Raw genomic sequence first — 17,716 nt, forward strand, 5'->3', positions numbered from 1 at the left:
TGCGGAACCGTTGCTCCATGGCCTCGACCTTGCCCGACCTGAAACTGCTGCGCATCTTCGTCAGCGTGGTGCGCCACCAGGGCTTTGCCAATGCCCAGCGCGAGCTGAACCTGTCGACTTCGGCCATCAGCACCTACATGAGCCAGCTGGAAGGTGCCCTGGGGATCGTACTGTGCCACCGCGGCCGTGGCGGCTTCAGCCTCACCAGCAAGGGCGAGCTGTTTCACCAGGAAACACTGCGCCTGCTGGCCGAGCTAGACGGTTTCGAACAGTACGCCGCCGCCCTCAAGGGTGAGTTGCGCGGCACCCTCAACCTTGGGGTGATCGACTCCACGGTCGGTGACCAGGCCTTGCCGCTGGCCGAAGCCATCGGCGCCTACAGCCAGGAACACCCGGCGGTGCACCTGCACCTGTCGGTGTCCAGCCCTTACGAGCTGCAACTGGGCGTGCAGGACAACCGCCTGGACCTGGCGATCGGGGCGTTTTCCTCGCGCATGAGCGGGCTGCTCTACCAGCCGCTGTACCGTGAGCAGCACTGGCTGTACTGCAGCAGCCGCCACCCGTTGTATGCCGAACGGCGTATCCCCGAGCAGGTGGTGACCCAGCAGCGCATGGTCGGGCGTGGCTACTGGAGCCAGGCCGAACTGGCCCGGCATGGCTTCAAGCACAGCGCGGCGACGGTGGAGAGCATGGAGGCGCAGTTGATCCTGATTCTCTCCGGGGCCTACATCGGCTACCTGCCCGAGCACTATGCCCAGGCCTGGGTCGACAAGGGCGACTTGCGCGTGCTGTCGCCGTCCACCTTTGGCTACCAGGCACCGTTCTCGCTGATCATTCGCCGCGGGCGCAGCCGCGAACCGTTGATCCAGACTTTCCGCGACCTGCTGAAAAGCCAGCTCAACGTGGGTTGAAGTCCGGCACATGCTGTATTTCGTCGGCCCCCGTTAAATTGTTGGTGCCGCTGACCGACAACATAATGGCGTCCTGCTATATATCAAATCAGTGTGTGCTGCTGACTTCCTCCCTTTAATCCTGCAAGGATTGCCCAAGATGCGCATGAATTTGCCCGTCACTGAGCACGAAAGAACCTTTCCCAACGATCAGCGCCTGATTTCCACCACTGACCTCAACAGCCGCATCACCTACTGCAACGACGCTTTCGTGGCGATCAGCGGGTTCACCTACGACGAGCTGGTCGGCCAACCCCACAACCTGGTGCGCCATCCGGACATGCCTCCGGCCGTGTTCGGCCATATGTGGGAAACCATCAAACAAGGCAAACCGTGGATGGGCGTAGTCAAGAACCGGGCGAAGAACGGTGACTACTACTGGGTCAGCGCCTATGTCACGGCCGTCTACGAGCAGGGCCGCATCAGTGGCTACGAGTCGGTGCGCTCGGTGCCCACCCGTGAGCAGATCCGCCGCGCCGAGGCGTTGTACGCGCGCTTGCGGGCTGGCCGCGCGCCGGTGCCGTGGGCGGCCCGTCTGGGGTATGGCCTGGGTCACGGTTGGCCATTGATCGGTGCGGGCCTGCTGTCGGCGGCGGGCTACCTGTGGCTACCGCCCTACGCGGCGCTCGGGGTGCTGATGGCCAGCCTGCTGCTGGCCTGGTATCTGGTCGAGCACCGGCAGAACCAGGCCATCCGCCGCACGCTGACCGAGCACCCCAAGGCCTTCACCAGCCCGCTGGTGGCACTGACCTACAGCGATAACCCAGGCCTGCAAGGCCAGCTGGATCTTGCCATCATCAGCGAGGAAGCACGCCTGCAAACGGCCTTGACCCGCCTGGTGGATGCCGGGGTCGGGGTGAAGTCGCGGGCGGCGCAGTCGTCCGACTTGTCCGATGCCCAGGCACAGATGCTCGACCGCCAGCGCAGCGAGACCGACCAGTCCGCCGCCGCCATCGCGCAGATGGCGGCGACCATTCAGCAGGTTACCCATAACGTGCAGAGCACGGCGCACGCAGCGGGCGATGCCGACCAGCTGGCGCAGCAGGGCAGCGAGCTGGCGATGCAGAGCCTGCAAGCCATGGGCAGCATGAGCAATGCGGTCAACGACATCGGCCAGGCCGTCAATGCCCTGGCCGAGCAGACCCAGTCGATCGGCAGCGTGGTCGATGTGATTACCTCGATCGCCGAGCAGACCAACCTGCTGGCGCTCAACGCGGCCATCGAGGCGGCGCGTGCCGGCGAACAGGGGCGCGGGTTTGCCGTGGTGGCGGATGAAGTACGATCGCTGGCCCAGCGCACCCGTGCCTCGACCGAGGAGATCCACCAGATCATCGCCTCGTTGCGCGCCGGGGCAGAGCGCGCGGTGAGCACCGCCAGCCGTGGCGAGCAGATCTCGCGGGACAGCGTGCACAGTGTCGAGGCGGTGCAGGCAGCGTTGAGCGGGATTGCCCAGGCGGTCAGCCGCATCACCGGCATGAGCCAGCAGATGGCGACGGCGTCGGAGCAGCAGAGCCATGTGGCCGAGGACATCAACCAGCAGATCGTGCGCATAGCCCACCTGTGCGACCAGAGTGCCGGGCAGGCCAGGCAGGGCGCGGAAATCAGCCAGGACCTGGAGCGCATGGCGGAGTACCTGCATAGCCTGGCGGAGCGGTTCAATCGTTGAGATTGCCGGGGCCGCCTTGCGGCCCTTTCGCCGGCAAGCCAGCTCCTACAGGATCACCACAGGCCTGGGCCTTGTGCAATACCTGTGGGAGCTGGCTTGCCGGCGAATGGCCCGCAAAGCGGGCCCCGGTTCTGTGGCAAACTGTTCCCGCCAAGGAGAACCCCATGCCCAGACCCCGCTGCGAGCGCTGCCAGCGCCCGCTCGACCATTGCCTCTGCCCACTGATCCCCGCACTCGACAGCCGCACCCGCGTCATCCTGCTGCAGCACCCCAGTGAAACCGCCCACGCCCTGAATACCGCACGCCTGGCCGCCCTTGGCCTGAACAATGCCGAGTTGCGGGTAGGCGAGGTATTCGATGACCTGAATGAATTGCTGGCGACCCCCGGTTACCGGCCAGCCCTGCTGTTCCCGGGTGACGACGCCCAGGAATTGGTGGCCTATGGCGAGACGGACGACCAACCCTTGCTGTTGATCGTGCCCGACGGCACCTGGCGCAAGGCGCGCAAGCTGTTGTACCTGAACCCGTTGCTGGAGGCGTTGCCGCGGGTGACGCTGGGGGCTGTCGCGCCTTCACGCTACTGCTTGCGCAAGGCGCCGGAGGCGGGGGCGTTATCGACTATCGAGGCGGTGGTGGGAGCGCTGAACGCATTGGAGCAGCCTGCCTGTTTCGATGCGCTGCTGGCACCGTTCGAGGCGTTGATCGAGGGGCAGATCAGGGCCATGGGTTTGGAGACGTTCCAGCGTAACCATGGTAGCGAGTGAGGGCAGGGGGCTGCTTTGCAGCCCATTCGCAGCACAAGGCTGCTCCTACAGATGTTGCGCGCTTTCCTGTAGGAGCAGCCTTGTGCTGCGAATGGGCCGCAAAGCGGCCCCGGCTATCTCGAACCCGATCAACGCATATCAGGCAAACGCGCCTCGGTGCGTACTTCGGTGGTAGCCAGCGCTTCCGGCGGCAGCGAAATACGCTGCTTGCTCAGCAGCTCGCCCATGGTCGCCAGCACGCGGTAGCGCGAGAACTCCTCGGTATAACGCACCTCGGTGTAGCGGCGGTCGGCGTTGTACAGCTCGTTTTCACTGTCGAGCACGTCGAGCAGGGTACGTTGGCCCAGGCCGAACTGGTCCTGGTAGGCAGCACGCACGCGCTTGGTGGTCTCGGCGTATTCACGCGCAGTCGGCAGCTGCTTGCTGGCGTTGTTCATGGCGTTCCACGCCAGGCTCAGATTTTCGGTCAGCTCACGCAGGGCGTTGTTGCGGATGTCCAGGGCCTGGTTGATCTTGTGCGCGTCGGACTGCAGGCGAGCCTTGTCGCTGCCACCGCGGAACAGGTTGTAGTTCATCTCCACGCCAGCTTGCCAGTCGTTGTTGTTGTGGCCTTTCTCGCCGCCGGTGTTGTTGTTGGCACCGGTGGCCAGAATGGCGTCGAAGCGAGGGTAGAAGGTCGACTTGGCCACTTCGTATTGCTGCTCGGCAGCATTCACGTCAGCCTGGGCAGACTTGATGTACGGGTTGTTCTGGCGCATGCCGTCGCGGGCTTCGTCGAGGGTGCCAGGCACCTCACCCTTGATGGTTTGCGGGCTTTCCAGCTCGTCCGGCATGCGGCCGACGACGCTGAAGAAGTTGGCCTCGGCATCGGCCAGGTCGACTTCGGCGGTGTCCAGGTTGTTTTCCGCCAGGGCGCGACGTGCGCGGGACTGGTCAAGGTCGGCGGTGCTGCCGACGCCGCGCTCGTTGCGCAGGCCGATCTGGTCGTTGACTCGCAGGTGGGCTTGCAGGTTGTTCCTGGCCAGGGTCACCAGTTCACGGCGCTTGAGCACTTCCAGGTACACCTCGACTGCACGCAGGGCGACATCCTGGGCAACGGCCTGGGTGTAGTAGGCGCGGGAGGTGGAGACTGCTTCGGTGCGGCCCACTTCATTCGAGGTGTTGAAGCCGTCGAAGATCATTTGCCGCAGGCGCAGTTCGGACTGGGTGTAGTTGAGGGTTTCCTTGTTGTGGTTGCCCTCGGCACGCGTCGTGGTGTTGTCCGAACGCTGGCGGCCATAGCCGGCGACCAGATCCACGGAAGGGTAGTAGCCACCACGCGCGAACTTCACATCTTCATCGGCCGACAGCTTGCTGTTGCGGTTGGAGCTGACCTGCGGGTGGTAGTCCACGGCGCTCTGGACAGCCTCGGTGATCGACATCGCCTGTACGTTGGCACTCGCCAGGGCCAACAGTAATGCACTGGTGATGGGGTTCAAAACGCGCATGGTACATCTCCCTGATCCTGGAATTTATCCTGCTGCTCGCCAAAAAAATGACGATAAAGTTATTGCATATAGTGTTGCAGGTTTTTAATAACACAGCTAAGTACATTCAACGCGATAGATAAGAAGATTTCTTCATATCAAATTGCCATATAATATATAAATTGTCTAATAGGCCCGCAGGAGGACCCAGGGGAATGGCAGCGGAAAAGTCCATGAAAGCCAATTAATACGGGGGTTTGGCAGAGTTCCAGAATCATTTCGGATAAGGAGAATAATCGTTAGGCGAAATTGATATTTGGCGACAGAATATTGTCACTTTGGCTTGTGCAAAGTTTTCTGGCTGAGGATGTACAGGCTTACCAGTACGGCGCTGGTCAACATGAAGGTGCGCGCCCAGAACAGGGGCACCAGATAGCACGACAGGCCGATGCTGGCCCACATCAGGCCGATGGCGTAGACCTTGCCCTTGAGGGGGATGCCCTCACCACTGAGGTAGTCACGGATCCATGGCCCGAGCTTGGGGTGATGGACCAGCCAGTGGTGAAAGCGCGGCGAGCTGCGGGCAAAGCAGGCGGCCGCCAATAGCAGGAACGGGGTGGTGGGCAATACCGGCAGGAATATCCCCAACACCCCCAACGCGACGCTGAGCCAGCCGGTGGCCAGCAGCAGGTAGCGCACAGGCGACTTAGTGGTGGCGTGGCTTGAGCAGCGCCGGCTTTTCGTCAGGGGCATGCAGCAGCAGGAACAGCGCCGTCAGCGCTTCGGGGATCTGTACGATCATGTCGTCCTGCAGGTTGGCGTTGCTGGCGATGTCGGCGAACTCCGGCTGCTCGTCGAACAGGCCCGAGCCGACCATGATCGGCAGCAGCATCTCGCTGACTTCTTCCTCGGCGTTCTCGAACCAGGCCTCTTCACGCAGGAATACGCCTTCCATGAAGCCGATGCACCAGCCGCGCAGGTCGGAATCGTCCGGCTCGTCGGTCAGGTCGAGGTCGCATGGCAGCTCGAACTCGTCGTCGCTGGCCAGCTGGCGGGCGATGTGCGCTTTCAGCGCCACCAGGGTGGCCTCGATCTCGGTACGCTGAGCATCGCTGGCGTAGTGCGGCTCTTCAGCGAACAGGGCGTCGATCCACTCGCGCTCGGGCACTTCCTCGGCATTGATCGAAAGGGCGGTGAGGTAGCCGTGGGCGGCGACGTAGTCCAGCGCTTCCTCGTGCAGCTCGTCGGCGTCGAGGAAGGCTTGCAGGCGGGTCAGTTGCTCGGCGAAGGACATTACAGGGCTACCTTGGGGAATAAACGATAACGAATTCTAGCACCTTGCGACGGCGGCGGGGTAAAGGGAACGTCTATCGCCGTGGTGCCCTGCGCGGGGCGGTGCTGCGGTATACTCCGCGATTTTTCATCCAGGGGCAGGGTTTGCCGGCTACCTGGCAAAAACCGCTTACGCATTTGGCGTGTGCGGGGCGGGTTTTTCGTCCAGCCTGTATCCGGGATGGTACGGCGATTTGTGGAGTTGCACATGCTCGAACAGGCTCAGCGCGTTCTCAAGGACGTCTTCGGCTACGACAGTTTCCGCGGGCGCCAGGCAGCGATCATCGACTGCGTGGCCAATGGCGGCGATGCCCTGGTGCTGATGCCCACCGGCGGCGGCAAGTCGTTGTGTTTCCAGGTGCCGGGGCTGCTGCGCCCGGGCCTGACGGTGGTGGTCTCGCCTCTGATCGCGCTGATGGACGACCAGGTCGCCACGCTCGATGAACTGGGTGTGCCGGCCGCTGCGCTGAACTCCACGCTGACCCCGGAGCAGCAGCGTGACCTGGCCGGGCGCCTGCGCCGTGGCGAAGTGAAGATGCTGTACCTGGCGCCCGAGCGCCTGGTGCAGCCGCGCATGCTCGACTTCCTGCGCGACCTGGATATCTCGCTGTTCGCCATCGACGAGGCCCACTGCGTGTCGCAATGGGGCCACGATTTCCGCCCCGAATACCTGCAACTGGGCCAGCTGGCCGAGCTGTTCCCGCATGTGCCGCGCATCGCGCTGACCGCCACCGCCGACATGCGCACCCGCGAGGAGATCGTCCAGCGCCTGCACCTGCAAGGCGCCGAGCGCTTCCTGTCGAGTTTCGACCGGCCCAACATCTTCTACCGCATCGTGCCCAAGGAGGCGCCGCGCAAGCAGCTGATGGCGTTCCTCGGCGAGCGCCGCGGCAACGCCGGTATCGTCTATTGCCTGTCGCGCAAGAAAGTCGACGAAACCGCCGCATTCCTCTGTGACCAGGGCTTCCCCGCGCTGCCGTATCACGCCGGCCTGGCTGCCGAGACGCGTGCAGCCAACCAGCACCGCTTCCTCAACGAGGAAGGGCTGATCATGGTCGCCACCATCGCCTTCGGCATGGGTATCGACAAGCCCAACGTGCGCTTTGTCGCCCACCTTGACCTGCCCAAGTCGCTCGAGGCGTACTACCAGGAGACCGGCCGTGCCGGCCGTGACGGGCTGCCGTCCGATGCCTGGATGGCCTACGGGCTGCAGGACATGGTGATGCTCAAGCAGATGCTGCAGAACTCCGAAGGTGACGAGCGCCACAAGCGCATCGAGCAGCACAAGCTCGACGCCATGCTGGCCCTGTGCGAAGAAACCCGCTGCCGCCGCCAGTCGCTGCTGGCCTATTTCGACGAAACCCTCGAGCAACCGTGCGGGCACTGTGACAACTGTGTCGACCAGGTGCAGACCTGGGACGCCACCGAGCCGGCCCGTCAGGCGCTGTCGGCAGTGTTCCGCACCGGCCAGCGCTATGGCGTCGGTCACCTGGTCGATGTGCTACTGGGCAAGGACACCGAGAAGGTGCGCAATTTCGGCCACGAGAAGCTCTCGGTGTTTGGCGTCGGCAAGGGGCTGGCCGAAGTCGAGTGGCGTTCGCTGTTCCGTCAGCTGGTGGCGCGCGGCCTGGTCGACATCGACCTGGAAGGCTACGGCGGCCTGCGCCTGTCCGACAGCTGCCGGCCGCTGCTGCGTGGCGAAGTGACCTTGCAGCTGCGTCGTGACCTCAAGCCGCAGACCACCGCCAGAACTTCGTCGTCCAGTGGCGGCAGCCCGGCCAGCCAGCTGGTGCGTGCCGAAGAGCGCGAACTGTGGGAAGCGCTGCGTACCCTGCGGCGCAAGCTGGCCGAGGAGCACAGCGTGCCGCCCTACGTCATCTTCCCCGACTCGACGCTGCTGGAGATGCTGCGCAGCCAGCCGGTCAGCCTCAGCGACATGGCCCAGGTCAGCGGCGTGGGTGCGCGCAAGCTGGAGCGTTATGGCCAGGCCTTCCTCGAGGTGCTGAACAACAGCGGTGGCACCGACGAAGCGCCGAAAGTGGTACTCGACCTGCGCCACGAACTGGTCAGCCTGGCCCGTGCCGGCATGACCCCGGCGCAGATCGCCGGGCAGCTCAACTGCAGCGAGAAGAACGTCTACAGCCTGCTTGCCGAGGCGCTGGGCCGCCAGGAACTGAGCCTGGAACAGGCCCTGGACCTGCCGGAAGACCTGTTGATGGAAGTGCAGGATGCCTTCCTCGATGGCGAGGGCGAGCTGCCACCGGTATCGGCGATTGCGCCGCTGTTCGGGGCGCGGGTGCCGGAGGGCGTGCTGTACTGCGTGCGGGCTGCGCTGGCGGCCGAGTTCGAGCTGTAAGTGACGACAGGATCGAAGGCAGAACTGCCATCTGCTGACCTTTGTCATGTTTTTTGACGATTATCGAACATTCCAGGGTGCCCGAGCCTTGCCTCGTGGGACGGGCCATGGTTAGCTGCCTAATAATTAGATCTGTTCAATGAGTTGCTTATGCCCCTGACCGACAACCAACACCGCTTCGGCATGCAGCTGGCCCAGATGTCCCGGGGTTGGCGTGCCGAGCTGGACCGCCGCCTGGCCGGGCTCAACCTGTCCCAGGCGCGCTGGCTGGTGTTGCTGCACCTGGCCCGTTTCGAAGAGGCCCCGACCCAGCGTGAGCTGGCCCAGAGCGTGGGTGTCGAAGGCCCGACCCTGGCGCGCCTGCTCGACAGCCTGGAGGCGCAGGGGCTGGTACGCCGGCAAGCGGTGCTGGAAGACCGGCGGGCGAAGAAGATTGTGCTGTGCCCGCCGGCCAAACCGCTGATCGACCAGATCGAGACCATTGCCAATCAACTGCGGGTAGAGCTGTTCACCGGGGTTGACGAGGCGGAGCTGCAGGTGTGCATGCGGGTGCATGCCAAGATCCTGGCCAACCTGGAGAAATCCTGAGGGGCCTGGGGCCGCTTTGCGGCCCATCGCGACACAAGGCCGCTCCTACAGGGGATCGCGTACTCCTGTAGGAGCGGCCTTGTGTCGCGATGGGCTGCAAGGCAGCCCCGACGGTTCAGAAGGTATGCCCAAGGTTCAGGTACACCGCCTGCTCATGCGCACTGTTGGCCCCGTAGCTCAGGTTCAACGGCCCCAGCGGCGTCTCCAGCCCCAGGAAGATGCTCGCCGCATTGATGTAGCCACTGTCGAAATCGTTGTCGTTGTTCCACGCCCGCCCTCGCTCCAGCGACCCGCCGATGTACAGCGGGAAGTCCAGCGGCACGTAGGCCCGTGGCGTCAGACGGCGGTAGTAGACCATGCGCATCAGGCTCACGTTCTGCCCCGACACCGAGTCCTGGCGGAAGCCTGACAGCTCCCGCGCGCCACCCAGCACGAAGCTCGAGGTCACCACTTCGGTATCATCCAGCGTGCGCCCGTAGCGCCCGCCCAGCACGAAGGTGTTCGGCCCGCTGCTGAGGGCCTTGTCCAGGTTGAACATCCACTGCCGGTAATCCTGGTCGGAATCCAGCGACTGGTCATACTTGCGCAAGGTCAGGCCGATATCCTCGCCGCTGTGCGGGAAGTACACGTTGTCGAGGGTGTCGAACGAGTACTTCAGCTCGTAGAAACCTTCGTTGAAACTGACCTTGGGCAGGTCCTGGTCGCCGATGCGTACCTCGGCCTCGCCCCAGGCCTTGCCCACGCCCAGGCGCACTTCGCCGTTGGTGCCGATCTGCCGCCCCACGTTAAGGCCAAAGCCGTAACGCTCCAGGCGGTACTCGGCCACCGGGTCGTTGTCCAGGGTGGCTTCGATGTTCTGCGAGCTGAAGTCCAGGTACGGCGCGATGAAGTAGCGCGAGCCCACGTCCAGCGGCTGATAGAACTCGCTGTACAACTCCTGCTGGTCGCCGATCTGGCCACGGGTCAACCATTCGGCGCCGAGGCTGTTGATGCCGTTGACCCGGTAGCTGGCGCCCAGGTTGAAGGCGCTGTCGCCGCGCAGGTCGTCCGACAGGTTCAGGCCCAGGCGCAGGTAGTCGGTGCCACCGCGTCGGCCGCGGGCGTTGATCACCAGGGTGGTGTCGTCGCCCTTGTGCACCACGCGGTACTGCACCCGGTCGAAGTAGTCCAGGCCGTACAGCGTGCCCATGTCGGTCTGCAGGCGGCCTAGCTCCAGCGGCGCATCGATCGGTTGGCGGATGTACGAGCGGATGACCTCGTCGCTGACCTTGGAGTCGTTTTCGATCCTGATCGCGGTGATCGTCGGCGTGCGTTGGCGCGGCGAGCGGGCCACGGCCAGGCTGCTGTCACCTTCGGGCTGGCGCAGGGCGGCAAGGCGCGGGTCAAGCAGGCGGGTGGCGCGGTAGCCGGCCTCGATCATTTCCCGGGCGCGGCCAAAATCGGTGACGCCAAAGGCGGTCAGCGGTGGCTGGATGAGGATGTCGTCGCGGTGCAGGCTGGCCAGTTGTTCTTCCGAGTTGCGCCGGGTCATCAGGGTGATCGACTGGTTGAGCACATCGACTACCGTGGCCAGCTGCTTGCGGTCACGCAGCGGGGTGCCGATGTCGACCACGATGGCCAGGTCCACACCCATTTCGCGGGCGACGTCCACCGGGATGTTGTCGACCATGCCACCGTCCACCAGCAGCCGGCCGTCCAGTTCGACCGGGGCGAACACCGCCGGGATCGACATGCTGGCGCGGATCACCTGGGGCAGGTGGCCACGGCGGAACACCACCTTTTCGCCACTGGCGATGTCGGTGGCCACTGCGCGGAAGGGAATGGGCAGCTTGTCGAAGTCACGGGTGTCGGCGGTATGTGCCAGCTTGCTTTCCAGCAGCAGCGCCAGGTTCTGGCCCTGGATCACCCCCAGCGGCAGGCCCAGGCTGCCGTCGTCGCGAAAGCTGAGCTTCTGCTTGACCAGGAAGTCGCGGTCATCCTGCTTGCGCCGGAACGGCACGTCCTTGCGCGGCGGGGCGTCGGACAGCGCCTGTTGCCAGTCGAGGGTGGTGGCGAGTTTTTCCAGCTCTTCGACACTGTAGCCCGAGGCATACAGGCCGCCGACCACCGCGCCCATACTGGTGCCGGCGATGGCGTCGATGCGCACGCCTTGTTCCTCCAGGGCCTTGAGCACACCAATGTGGGCCAGGCCACGGGCCGCGCCCCCCGACAGTACCAGGCCAACCTTGGGCCTGGCCGGTTCGGCGGCGAATACCGTGAGGGAGGTGAGGGTGAGCAGGAAACAGAACAGCAAACGGCGCATCGTGAGTCTCAAACCGTGGGCTAAAGACCGCTAGTATAAGCGGCCCCTCACCTGGAGATGCCTCACCATGGCCGACAGCAAACCGGAAATCGTCATCACGTATTGCACCCAGTGCCAATGGCTGCTGCGTGCCGCCTGGCTGGCCCAGGAACTGCTCAGCACCTTCACCGACGACCTTGGCCGGGTGGCCCTGGAGCCTGGCACCGGCGGTATCTTCCGCATCACCTGCAATGGCGTGCAGATCTGGGAGCGCAAGGCCGACGGTGGTTTCCCCGAGGCCAAGGTGCTGAAGCAGCGGGTGCGCGACCAGATCGACCCGCAGCGTGACCTGGGCCACAACGACCGCTGATTCAGGCGCCCTCGGCCAGCGGCCGCTGCCTGGGCGGTTGCTCGGCGGCCAGGCGGCTGGACAGCACGATGGCGAAGATGATCAGCGCGCCGCCCAGCAGCATGCGCAGGGTCGGGGTTTCGGCGAACACCACCCAGGCCACGGCAATGCCGTAGACCGGTTCCATGCCGAACACCACGGCGGCGGTGCGCGCCTTGATCACCGACAGGCTGGCGACGAACAGGCTGTGCGCCACGCCGGTGCAGAAGATGCCGAGCAGGGCGATCCACAGCCAGTCCATGGTGGCTACGCCGGCCAGGTCCGGTGCCGCGAACGGCAGCAGGCACAAGCCCACCACCAGGTTCTGCCACAGCGCCGCCTGCACTGCAGGCAGACGGCCGGAGCCGGCGCGGTTGGTGAGTGACAGCAGGGAGAACAGCAGCCCCGACAGCAATGACCAGAGCAGGCCGCCGGTGGCTTCACTGGCCAGGTCGAATGCCGGTGTGACCAGTACCAGGCCGATGCTGACCAGCAACACCAGCAAAGCCTCGTTGCGGCGGATGCGTTCGCGGAACAGCAGGCCTTCGAGGATCACGGTAAAGGCCGGGAAGCTGGCGAAGCCGAGGGTGGCGATGGCCACGCCGGCGACCTTTACCGCGATGAAGAAACTGACCCAGTGCCCGGCCAGCAGCACGCCGCCGAGCAGCAGGCGACGGGCGTCCTGGCCGCTCAGGCGTTGCCAGCCCGGCCCGGTCAGGCTGGCGAACAGGGCCAGGGCGAGCACGGCGAAGGCGGCGCGGCCGAAGACGATGATCGCCGGGCTGGCGCTGGCGGCCAGTTTGCCGAAAACGCCGGTGAGGCCGAAGAACAGCGCGCCGATGTGCAGGGCGCCGAGGGCGGTGCGGTGGTTCATGGGTGGTCCTTGCTCAAGATCTCTACTGGCTGTGCCGGCCTCTTCGCGGGTAAACCCGCTCCCACAGGTACTGCACCGCTTTCGAAGCCTGTGCAGTACCTGTGGGAGCGGGTTTACCCGCGAAAGGGCCGGCACAGGCAAAGTGTATAGGCACAGGCAAAGGCGGTCTGTCGCAAGACTGGCGTCAATTGTCGCCAGACTCTCGCCGCAAAGCCAACGGCGTACACCCGAACGCCCGCAACATCGCCGCCGAAAACGCACTCTGCGAGCTGTACCCCACCTGCGCCGCAATCTCCCCCATCGGTAGCAAGGTCTGCATCACCAGCCGCCGCGCCTTGAGCAAGCGCCGCTGGCGAATGTAGTCCATCGGCGTCATCCCGCATTCTGCGGTGAAGCGCGCATGCAGGCGGGCACTGGACAACCCGGCGATGCGCGCCAGGTCAGCCACTTGCAGCGGGTAGGCGGCATGCCGCTCGATATGCGCATCGAAGGCGCCATAGGGCAGGCGCTGGCTGGCTGCGACGCTGGCTGCTGCCGTGGGGTTGAGGCTGGCCAGCAGCAGCGCTGCCCCTTGCCGGGCAATCAGCGGGTCGTGCATGGGGCTGGTCGCCAGCCAGTCCACCAATTGCTGCTGGCGCTCGTCCAGGCCCAGGGCGGCGGGGCGGTCGAGCAGGCGGCGGCTGGCGTCGGCATGTTCGCCCAGTTGCTCGCGCAACCAGTGGTCCCCTGGTACATCCAGTACCAGGCAATCGCTGCCGCCATCGCTGGCGCAGGTGTGATGGGCGCCCGCCGGTACCACGATCAGCCCCTGTCGATCGATCCCGGCGCCATGCCCCTGCACCTCGAACTCCAGGCGACCGCGCAGGCCGAACACCAGTTGCGGGTGTTCGTGGCTGTGGGCGATCAGGCTGTCGCGGTAATGGCGCAGCGAGAGGATCGGGCCGGCGGTCATGGGGAGAGTCGTCCTCGCAGGGCAGAACCGCATTGTGCCTCATTCCCTGCAGTCCATCACTCGTAACGGTTTTGCCACTGCGCTGTCATCCGCGCCTGCCAGTCTCCAGCAAACTGCGCCGGAGCCTGCCCATGACCCATGCCGAACTGTCCCGTCCCTCGCGCAAGCAACGCGTGCGTACCCTGTGGATCTCCGATGTGCATCTGGGCACCCGCGACTGCCAGGCCGAACACCTGTCGCAGTTCCTCAAGGGCTACCAGGTCGACCGCATCTACCTGGTGGGCGATATCATCGATGGCTGGAAGCTGCGCGGCGGAATCTATTGGCCTCAAGCCCATACCAACGTGATCCGCCGCCTGCTGACCATGAGCAAGCGCGGCACCGAGGTGATCTACGTCACCGGCAACCATGACGAATTCCTGCGCCGTTACTCCAAGCTGATGCTCGGCAACATCCAGCTGGTGGACGAGGCCGAGCATCTGACTGCCGATGGCCGCCGCCTGCTGGTGATCCATGGCGACCAGTTCGACGTGATTACCCGTTACCACCGCTGGCTGGCGTTCCTCGGTGACCGTGCCTACGAGTTCACCCTGGTGCTCAACCGCTGGCTCAACCACTGGCGTGCCCGCTATGGATACGGCTATTGGTCACTCTCGGCGTACCTGAAGCACAAGGTCAAAGGCGCGGTGAACTTCATCAGCGACTTCGAGGATGCCATTGCCCACGAGTGCACCCGCCGCGGTTTTCATGGGGTGGTGTGTGGGCATATCCACCATGCCGAGATTCGCCAGGTGGGGGAGGTGGAGTACCTCAATTGCGGGGATTGGGTGGAGTCGTGCACGGCGCTGATCGAGCATTGGGATGGCACGATCGAGCTGTATCGGCTGGCGGAGGCGCAGGCGCGTGAAGCGCAGGCAGCGGCGGCGGTGCGCGAACCGGCGTAGGGGTTGAGGGCCAAGGGGGCTGCCTTGCAGCCCTTTCGCGACACAAGGCCGCTCCTACAACGACCGCGTAAGCTCGGAATTTACGCGGACCTTGTAGGAGCGGCCTTGTGTCGCGATGGGCCGCAAAGCGGCCCCAAAAAATCTACAGGCTGATCTTGCCCAGCAGGATATCCCTGAACATCACGAAATCCCCGATCAGGCTATACAGCGGATGGGTAAAGGTCGCAGGCCGGTTCTTTTCGAAAAAGAAATGGCCGACCCAGGCAAAGCCGTAGCCGAACACGGGCAAGGCCAGCAGCAACAACCATTTGCCACTGCCGATGATATAGGCCAGCAGGGCTATCACCAGGCTGGTGCCGACGAAGTGCAGGCGGCGGCAGGTGGGGTTGCTGTGCTCCCCCAGGTAGTAAGGGTAGAACTCGGCAAAACTGCGAAACTGCGCTGTGCGGTTCATGACAGTGCTCCGGGATTAATACTTCTGGACAAGATGCACGGCGTGGAGCCTGATTCGAGTCTAGAGTGACTGGCGAGGCCTATCAGTGACAATAGGCGCCAATTGAATATCCTTGGGGTTCACCGCAGGAGCGGTCAGCATAAATGCCTGTCATGAGCGAAAGAACCACGTCGGCCAGCTGGGCATCAGGGATCGTGAAGGCACTCGAACTGGAAGGGCTGGACTGCCGGGCCATGTTCAAGCAGCTGGGGCTGGATTTCGCTGCCCTCGACGACCCCGACGCGCGCTTCACCCAGGACTCCATGACCCGGTTGTGGCAACTGGCGGTGGAACTGTCGGGCAACGAGGCCATAGGCCTGAACATGGCGCGGGTGGTGCGCCCGGCGTCGTTCCATGTGGTGGGCTATGCGTTGATGTCCAGCCGCACCCTGGCCGAAGGCTTCGAGCGCCTGGTGCGTTACCAGCGCATCATCGCCGAAAGCTCCGACCTCAGCTTCGTCCTCGGCCCCGAGGGTTATTCGCTGATCCTGACCGTACACGGCGACCATCTGCCACCGACCCGGCACAGTGCCGAGGCATCGCTGGCCTGCGCGCTGGCGCTGTGCAGCTGGCTCAGCGGTCGGCCGGTGCAACCGCGCCGGGTGCTGGTGCAGGGGCCACAGCCAAAGAATATCGAACCGTACAAGGTGGCGTTCCATTCGCCGCTGGTGTTCGGGGCACCGCACGATGCGCTGGTGTTCGAGCGCGCCGACATGGAGGCGCCGCTGCCCACCGCCAACGAAGCCATGGCCATCCTGCATGACCGCTTTGCCGGCGAATACCTGGCGCGTTTCTCGGAAAGCCGGGTCACCCACCGCGTGCGCCAGGTACTGTGCCGCATCCTGCCGCAGGGCGAGCCCAAGCGCGAAACCCTGGCCCAGGCCCTGCACCTGTCGCAGCGCACCTTGCAGCGGCGGCTGCAGGAAGAAGGCACCAGCTTCCAGACCCTGCTCGACGATACCCGCCGCGAACTGGCCGAACAGTACCTGGCGCAGCCAGGCATGACCCTGCTGGAAACCGCCTACCTGCTGGGTTTTGCCGACCCCAGCAACTTCTACCGGGCGTTCCGCCGCTGGTTCCATGCCACACCCAGTGAGTACCGCGCCCGCCTGGGTGCCGAGCCCGAGGTGGTCAGTGACGCCAGAACGCCGGCATGCACAACACTAGCACGGTGATGATTTCCAATCGGCCGAGCAGCATGCCGCTGGCAAGAATCCACTTGGCAGCGTCCGGCAGCGTGGCGTAGTTGCCCGACGGGCCGATCACTTCACCCAGGCCCGGGCCTACACCCGAGACCGTGCCGGCCGCGCCGGTCAGGGCGGTCATCCAGTCCACGCCAAGCAACGACAGCAGCAGCGCCATGACGCAGATGGTGATGGCGAAGAAGAACGAGAAAGTCAGGATCGAACGCACGATTTCTTCGTCGAGGCGGTGGCCGTTGTACTTCTGCTTGATCACCGCGCGTGGGTGGATCAGCTGGTTGAGGCTGGCCTTGAGCAGGATGTAGGCGACCTGGAAGCGGAAGATCTTGATGCCACCTGCCGTCGAGCCGGAGCAGCCGCCGACGAAGCCCAGGTAGAAGAACAGCATCAGCGAGAAGTTGCCCCACAGGCTGTAGTCACCCAGGGCGAAGCCGGTGGTGGTGACCACCGAAGTCACGTTCAGCGCCACGTGGCGCAGGGCGTCGAGCCAGTGCAGGTTGGTGGTGGCCCAGTACCAGGTGCCAAGCACCAGCCAGGTGACCACCAGCATGCCCAGCAAACCCTGCACCTGCTGGTCGCGGATCAGTGCCTTGCGGTTGCCGCGCAGGGTCGCCACGTAAAGGGTGAAGGGCAGGCTGCCGAGGATCATCACCACCACCGCGACCCAGTGCACGGCCGGGATATCCCACTTGGCCAGCGACTGGTCGGAGGTGGAAAACCCGCCAGTGGAAATCGCCGACATGGCGTGGTTGATCGCATCGAACGGGCTCATGCCGGCCCACCAGAAGCCCAGCGCGCCCAGGATCGAAAAGCCGACGTATACCCCCACGATCGACTTGGCGACCATGTGCGAGCGCGGCATGACCTTCTCCGAGCGGTCGGACGATTCGGTCTGGAACAGGCGCATGCCACCGATGCGCAGCAGCGGCAGGATCGCTACCGCCATGCCGATGAAGCCGATGCCGCCGAGCCAGTGCAGCATCGAGCGCCACATCAGGATGCCCGGTGACATGTTGTCCAGCCCGCTGAGCACCGTGGCGCCGGTGGCGGTGATGCCCGACATGCTTTCGAAGAAGGCGTCGGTATAGCTGATGTGCTGGGTCAGCAGGAACGGCAGGGCGGCGAACACGCACACCACCAGCCAGCTGCTGACGGTCAGCAGGTACATGTCGCGCGGGCGCAGGTGCACATGCTCGGGGCGGCCCTGGAGCACCAGGGCCAGGCCGGCGATGAAGGTGATCAGGCTCGACCAGAGGAACGACGGCATGTCACGGGTGCGTTCGAAGATCACCAGGGTCGCCATGGGCACGGCCATGCTGACGGCGAGGGTAATCAGGAAGATGCCGATGATGAAACCAATGATCCTTAAGGTCGGCAACGCCATGTGATCTGCTCTGACTCGAAACGGAAGGGCGCCATTCTACCTATGGGTCTGGTGATGTAAACGCTAGAATGGCGGC

16 protein-coding genes are annotated in these 17,716 nt (G+C 64.4%); 8 read left to right on the top strand and 8 right to left on the bottom strand.

Annotation, left to right across the window (positions count from 1 at the left end; all coding sequences use genetic code 11):
- The first annotated feature begins 17 nt into the window (after window positions 1–17).
- The 3 genes from CAG00_RS07205 to CAG00_RS07215 all read left to right on the top strand — a co-directional run bounded on the left by CAG00_RS07205 (window position 18) and on the right by CAG00_RS07215 (window position 3,380).
- Window positions 18–911, top strand: a complete 894-nt coding sequence (locus CAG00_RS07205; protein ID WP_025340153.1) for a LysR family transcriptional regulator — start codon at window positions 18–20, stop codon at window positions 909–911.
- 139 nt (window positions 912–1,050) lie between these two features.
- Window positions 1,051–2,616 carry a PAS domain-containing methyl-accepting chemotaxis protein gene (locus CAG00_RS07210; RefSeq protein ID WP_085663945.1) on the top strand — a complete coding sequence of 522 codons (1,566 nt, stop codon included), beginning with the start codon at window positions 1,051–1,053 and terminating at the stop codon, window positions 2,614–2,616.
- Window positions 2,617–2,780: 164 nt separating this feature from the next.
- Window positions 2,781–3,380 (top strand): tRNA-uridine aminocarboxypropyltransferase, encoded by a 600-nt coding sequence (locus tag CAG00_RS07215; RefSeq protein WP_085663946.1) that lies wholly within the window; start codon window positions 2,781–2,783, stop codon window positions 3,378–3,380.
- A gap of 128 nt (window positions 3,381–3,508) precedes the next feature.
- Here the strand turns inward: CAG00_RS07215 and CAG00_RS07220 are convergent, their stop codons facing one another.
- From CAG00_RS07220 to CAG00_RS07230, 3 genes are all read right to left on the bottom strand, one after another.
- Window positions 3,509–4,867, bottom strand: coding sequence for a TolC family outer membrane protein (locus CAG00_RS07220; RefSeq protein WP_085618603.1), 1,359 nt, complete (start codon window positions 4,865–4,867; stop codon window positions 3,509–3,511).
- A gap of 312 nt (window positions 4,868–5,179) precedes the next feature.
- Window positions 5,180–5,545, bottom strand: a complete 366-nt coding sequence (locus CAG00_RS07225) for a YbaN family protein (RefSeq protein WP_025340149.1) — start codon at window positions 5,543–5,545, stop codon at window positions 5,180–5,182.
- A 7-nt stretch (window positions 5,546–5,552) separates the two neighbouring features.
- The gene (locus tag CAG00_RS07230; RefSeq protein ID WP_025340148.1) at window positions 5,553–6,140 is read right to left on the bottom strand and encodes a YecA family protein; all 588 of its coding nucleotides are present in this window, start codon (window positions 6,138–6,140) and stop codon (window positions 5,553–5,555) included.
- A gap of 246 nt (window positions 6,141–6,386) precedes the next feature.
- On the opposite strand from CAG00_RS07230, the gene recQ reads away from it, so the two are divergent.
- Window positions 6,387–8,534 (top strand): DNA helicase RecQ, encoded by a 2,148-nt coding sequence (gene recQ / locus CAG00_RS07240; RefSeq protein ID WP_085589121.1) that lies wholly within the window; start codon window positions 6,387–6,389, stop codon window positions 8,532–8,534.
- 150 nt (window positions 8,535–8,684) lie between these two features.
- Complete coding sequence (locus tag CAG00_RS07245; RefSeq protein ID WP_013973685.1) at window positions 8,685–9,122, top strand: MarR family transcriptional regulator; 438 nt, start codon at window positions 8,685–8,687, stop codon at window positions 9,120–9,122.
- A gap of 115 nt (window positions 9,123–9,237) precedes the next feature.
- On the opposite strand, the gene CAG00_RS07250 is transcribed toward CAG00_RS07245, so the two are convergent.
- Window positions 9,238–11,424, bottom strand: a complete 2,187-nt coding sequence (locus tag CAG00_RS07250; protein WP_085663947.1) for a patatin-like phospholipase family protein — start codon at window positions 11,422–11,424, stop codon at window positions 9,238–9,240.
- Between the two features lie 67 nt (window positions 11,425–11,491).
- Between CAG00_RS07250 and CAG00_RS07255 the strand changes: the two genes are divergently transcribed.
- Window positions 11,492–11,773 (top strand): SelT/SelW/SelH family protein, encoded by a 282-nt coding sequence (locus CAG00_RS07255; protein ID WP_025340145.1) that lies wholly within the window; start codon window positions 11,492–11,494, stop codon window positions 11,771–11,773.
- A gap of 1 nt (window position 11,774) precedes the next feature.
- Here the strand turns inward: CAG00_RS07255 and CAG00_RS07260 are convergent, their stop codons facing one another.
- Together CAG00_RS07260 and CAG00_RS07270 are read right to left on the bottom strand one after the other, a co-directional pair.
- Window positions 11,775–12,665: a DMT family transporter gene (locus CAG00_RS07260; RefSeq protein ID WP_075045974.1), complete on the bottom strand. Its 891-nt coding sequence runs from the start codon at window positions 12,663–12,665 to the stop codon at window positions 11,775–11,777.
- A 184-nt stretch (window positions 12,666–12,849) separates the two neighbouring features.
- Window positions 12,850–13,617: an AraC family transcriptional regulator gene (locus tag CAG00_RS07270; protein WP_085663948.1), complete on the bottom strand. Its 768-nt coding sequence runs from the start codon at window positions 13,615–13,617 to the stop codon at window positions 12,850–12,852.
- Window positions 13,618–13,748: 131 nt separating this feature from the next.
- Here CAG00_RS07270 and CAG00_RS07275 point away from each other — a divergent pair, with 131 nt between their 5' ends.
- Window positions 13,749–14,561 (top strand): UDP-2,3-diacylglucosamine diphosphatase, encoded by an 813-nt coding sequence (locus CAG00_RS07275; protein ID WP_085663949.1) that lies wholly within the window; start codon window positions 13,749–13,751, stop codon window positions 14,559–14,561.
- A gap of 142 nt (window positions 14,562–14,703) precedes the next feature.
- Here CAG00_RS07275 and CAG00_RS07280 read toward each other — a convergent pair whose 3' ends face one another.
- Entirely contained in the window at window positions 14,704–15,015 is a 312-nt protein-coding gene (locus tag CAG00_RS07280; protein ID WP_025340141.1) for a DUF962 domain-containing protein, read from the bottom strand.
- Window positions 15,016–15,167: 152 nt separating this feature from the next.
- Between CAG00_RS07280 and CAG00_RS07285 the strand changes: the two genes are divergently transcribed.
- The gene (locus CAG00_RS07285) at window positions 15,168–16,229 is read left to right on the top strand and encodes an AraC family transcriptional regulator (RefSeq protein ID WP_085663950.1); all 1,062 of its coding nucleotides are present in this window, start codon (window positions 15,168–15,170) and stop codon (window positions 16,227–16,229) included.
- Here CAG00_RS07285 and CAG00_RS07290 read toward each other — a convergent pair.
- Window positions 16,186–17,640, bottom strand: a complete 1,455-nt coding sequence (locus CAG00_RS07290; RefSeq protein WP_013973677.1) for a TrkH family potassium uptake protein — start codon at window positions 17,638–17,640, stop codon at window positions 16,186–16,188. The two genes, CAG00_RS07285 and CAG00_RS07290, sit on opposite strands and share 44 nt — an antisense overlap.
- Window positions 17,641–17,716 lie beyond the last annotated feature (76 nt).

Source organism: Pseudomonas sp. B5(2017) (assembly GCF_002112825.1).
In the GTDB taxonomy this organism is placed as follows: Bacteria; Pseudomonadota; Gammaproteobacteria; order Pseudomonadales; family Pseudomonadaceae; genus Aquipseudomonas; species Aquipseudomonas putida_Z.

What these genes read in the sequence shown, in the direction of transcription:
- CAG00_RS07245 (WP_013973685.1), top strand. Translation starts at nt 8,685, where the DNA reads ATGCCCCTGACCGACAACCAACACCGCTTCGGCATGCAGCTGGCCCAG.
- CAG00_RS07260 (WP_075045974.1), bottom strand. Translation starts at nt 12,665, where the DNA reads ATGAACCACCGCACCGCCCTCGGCGCCCTGCACATCGGCGCGCTGTTC.
- CAG00_RS07270 (WP_085663948.1), bottom strand. Translation starts at nt 13,617, where the DNA reads ATGACCGCCGGCCCGATCCTCTCGCTGCGCCATTACCGCGACAGCCTG.
- CAG00_RS07210 (WP_085663945.1), top strand. Translation starts at nt 1,051, where the DNA reads ATGCGCATGAATTTGCCCGTCACTGAGCACGAAAGAACCTTTCCCAAC.
- recQ (WP_085589121.1), top strand. Translation starts at nt 6,387, where the DNA reads ATGCTCGAACAGGCTCAGCGCGTTCTCAAGGACGTCTTCGGCTACGAC.
- CAG00_RS07290 (WP_013973677.1), bottom strand. Translation starts at nt 17,640, where the DNA reads ATGGCGTTGCCGACCTTAAGGATCATTGGTTTCATCATCGGCATCTTC.
- CAG00_RS07280 (WP_025340141.1), bottom strand. Translation starts at nt 15,015, where the DNA reads ATGAACCGCACAGCGCAGTTTCGCAGTTTTGCCGAGTTCTACCCTTAC.
- CAG00_RS07285 (WP_085663950.1), top strand. Translation starts at nt 15,168, where the DNA reads ATGAGCGAAAGAACCACGTCGGCCAGCTGGGCATCAGGGATCGTGAAG.
- CAG00_RS07250 (WP_085663947.1), bottom strand. Translation starts at nt 11,424, where the DNA reads ATGCGCCGTTTGCTGTTCTGTTTCCTGCTCACCCTCACCTCCCTCACG.
- CAG00_RS07275 (WP_085663949.1), top strand. Translation starts at nt 13,749, where the DNA reads ATGACCCATGCCGAACTGTCCCGTCCCTCGCGCAAGCAACGCGTGCGT.
- CAG00_RS07255 (WP_025340145.1), top strand. Translation starts at nt 11,492, where the DNA reads ATGGCCGACAGCAAACCGGAAATCGTCATCACGTATTGCACCCAGTGC.
- CAG00_RS07215 (WP_085663946.1), top strand. Translation starts at nt 2,781, where the DNA reads ATGCCCAGACCCCGCTGCGAGCGCTGCCAGCGCCCGCTCGACCATTGC.
- CAG00_RS07230 (WP_025340148.1), bottom strand. Translation starts at nt 6,140, where the DNA reads ATGTCCTTCGCCGAGCAACTGACCCGCCTGCAAGCCTTCCTCGACGCC.
- CAG00_RS07220 (WP_085618603.1), bottom strand. Translation starts at nt 4,867, where the DNA reads ATGCGCGTTTTGAACCCCATCACCAGTGCATTACTGTTGGCCCTGGCG.
- CAG00_RS07205 (WP_025340153.1), top strand. Translation starts at nt 18, where the DNA reads ATGGCCTCGACCTTGCCCGACCTGAAACTGCTGCGCATCTTCGTCAGC.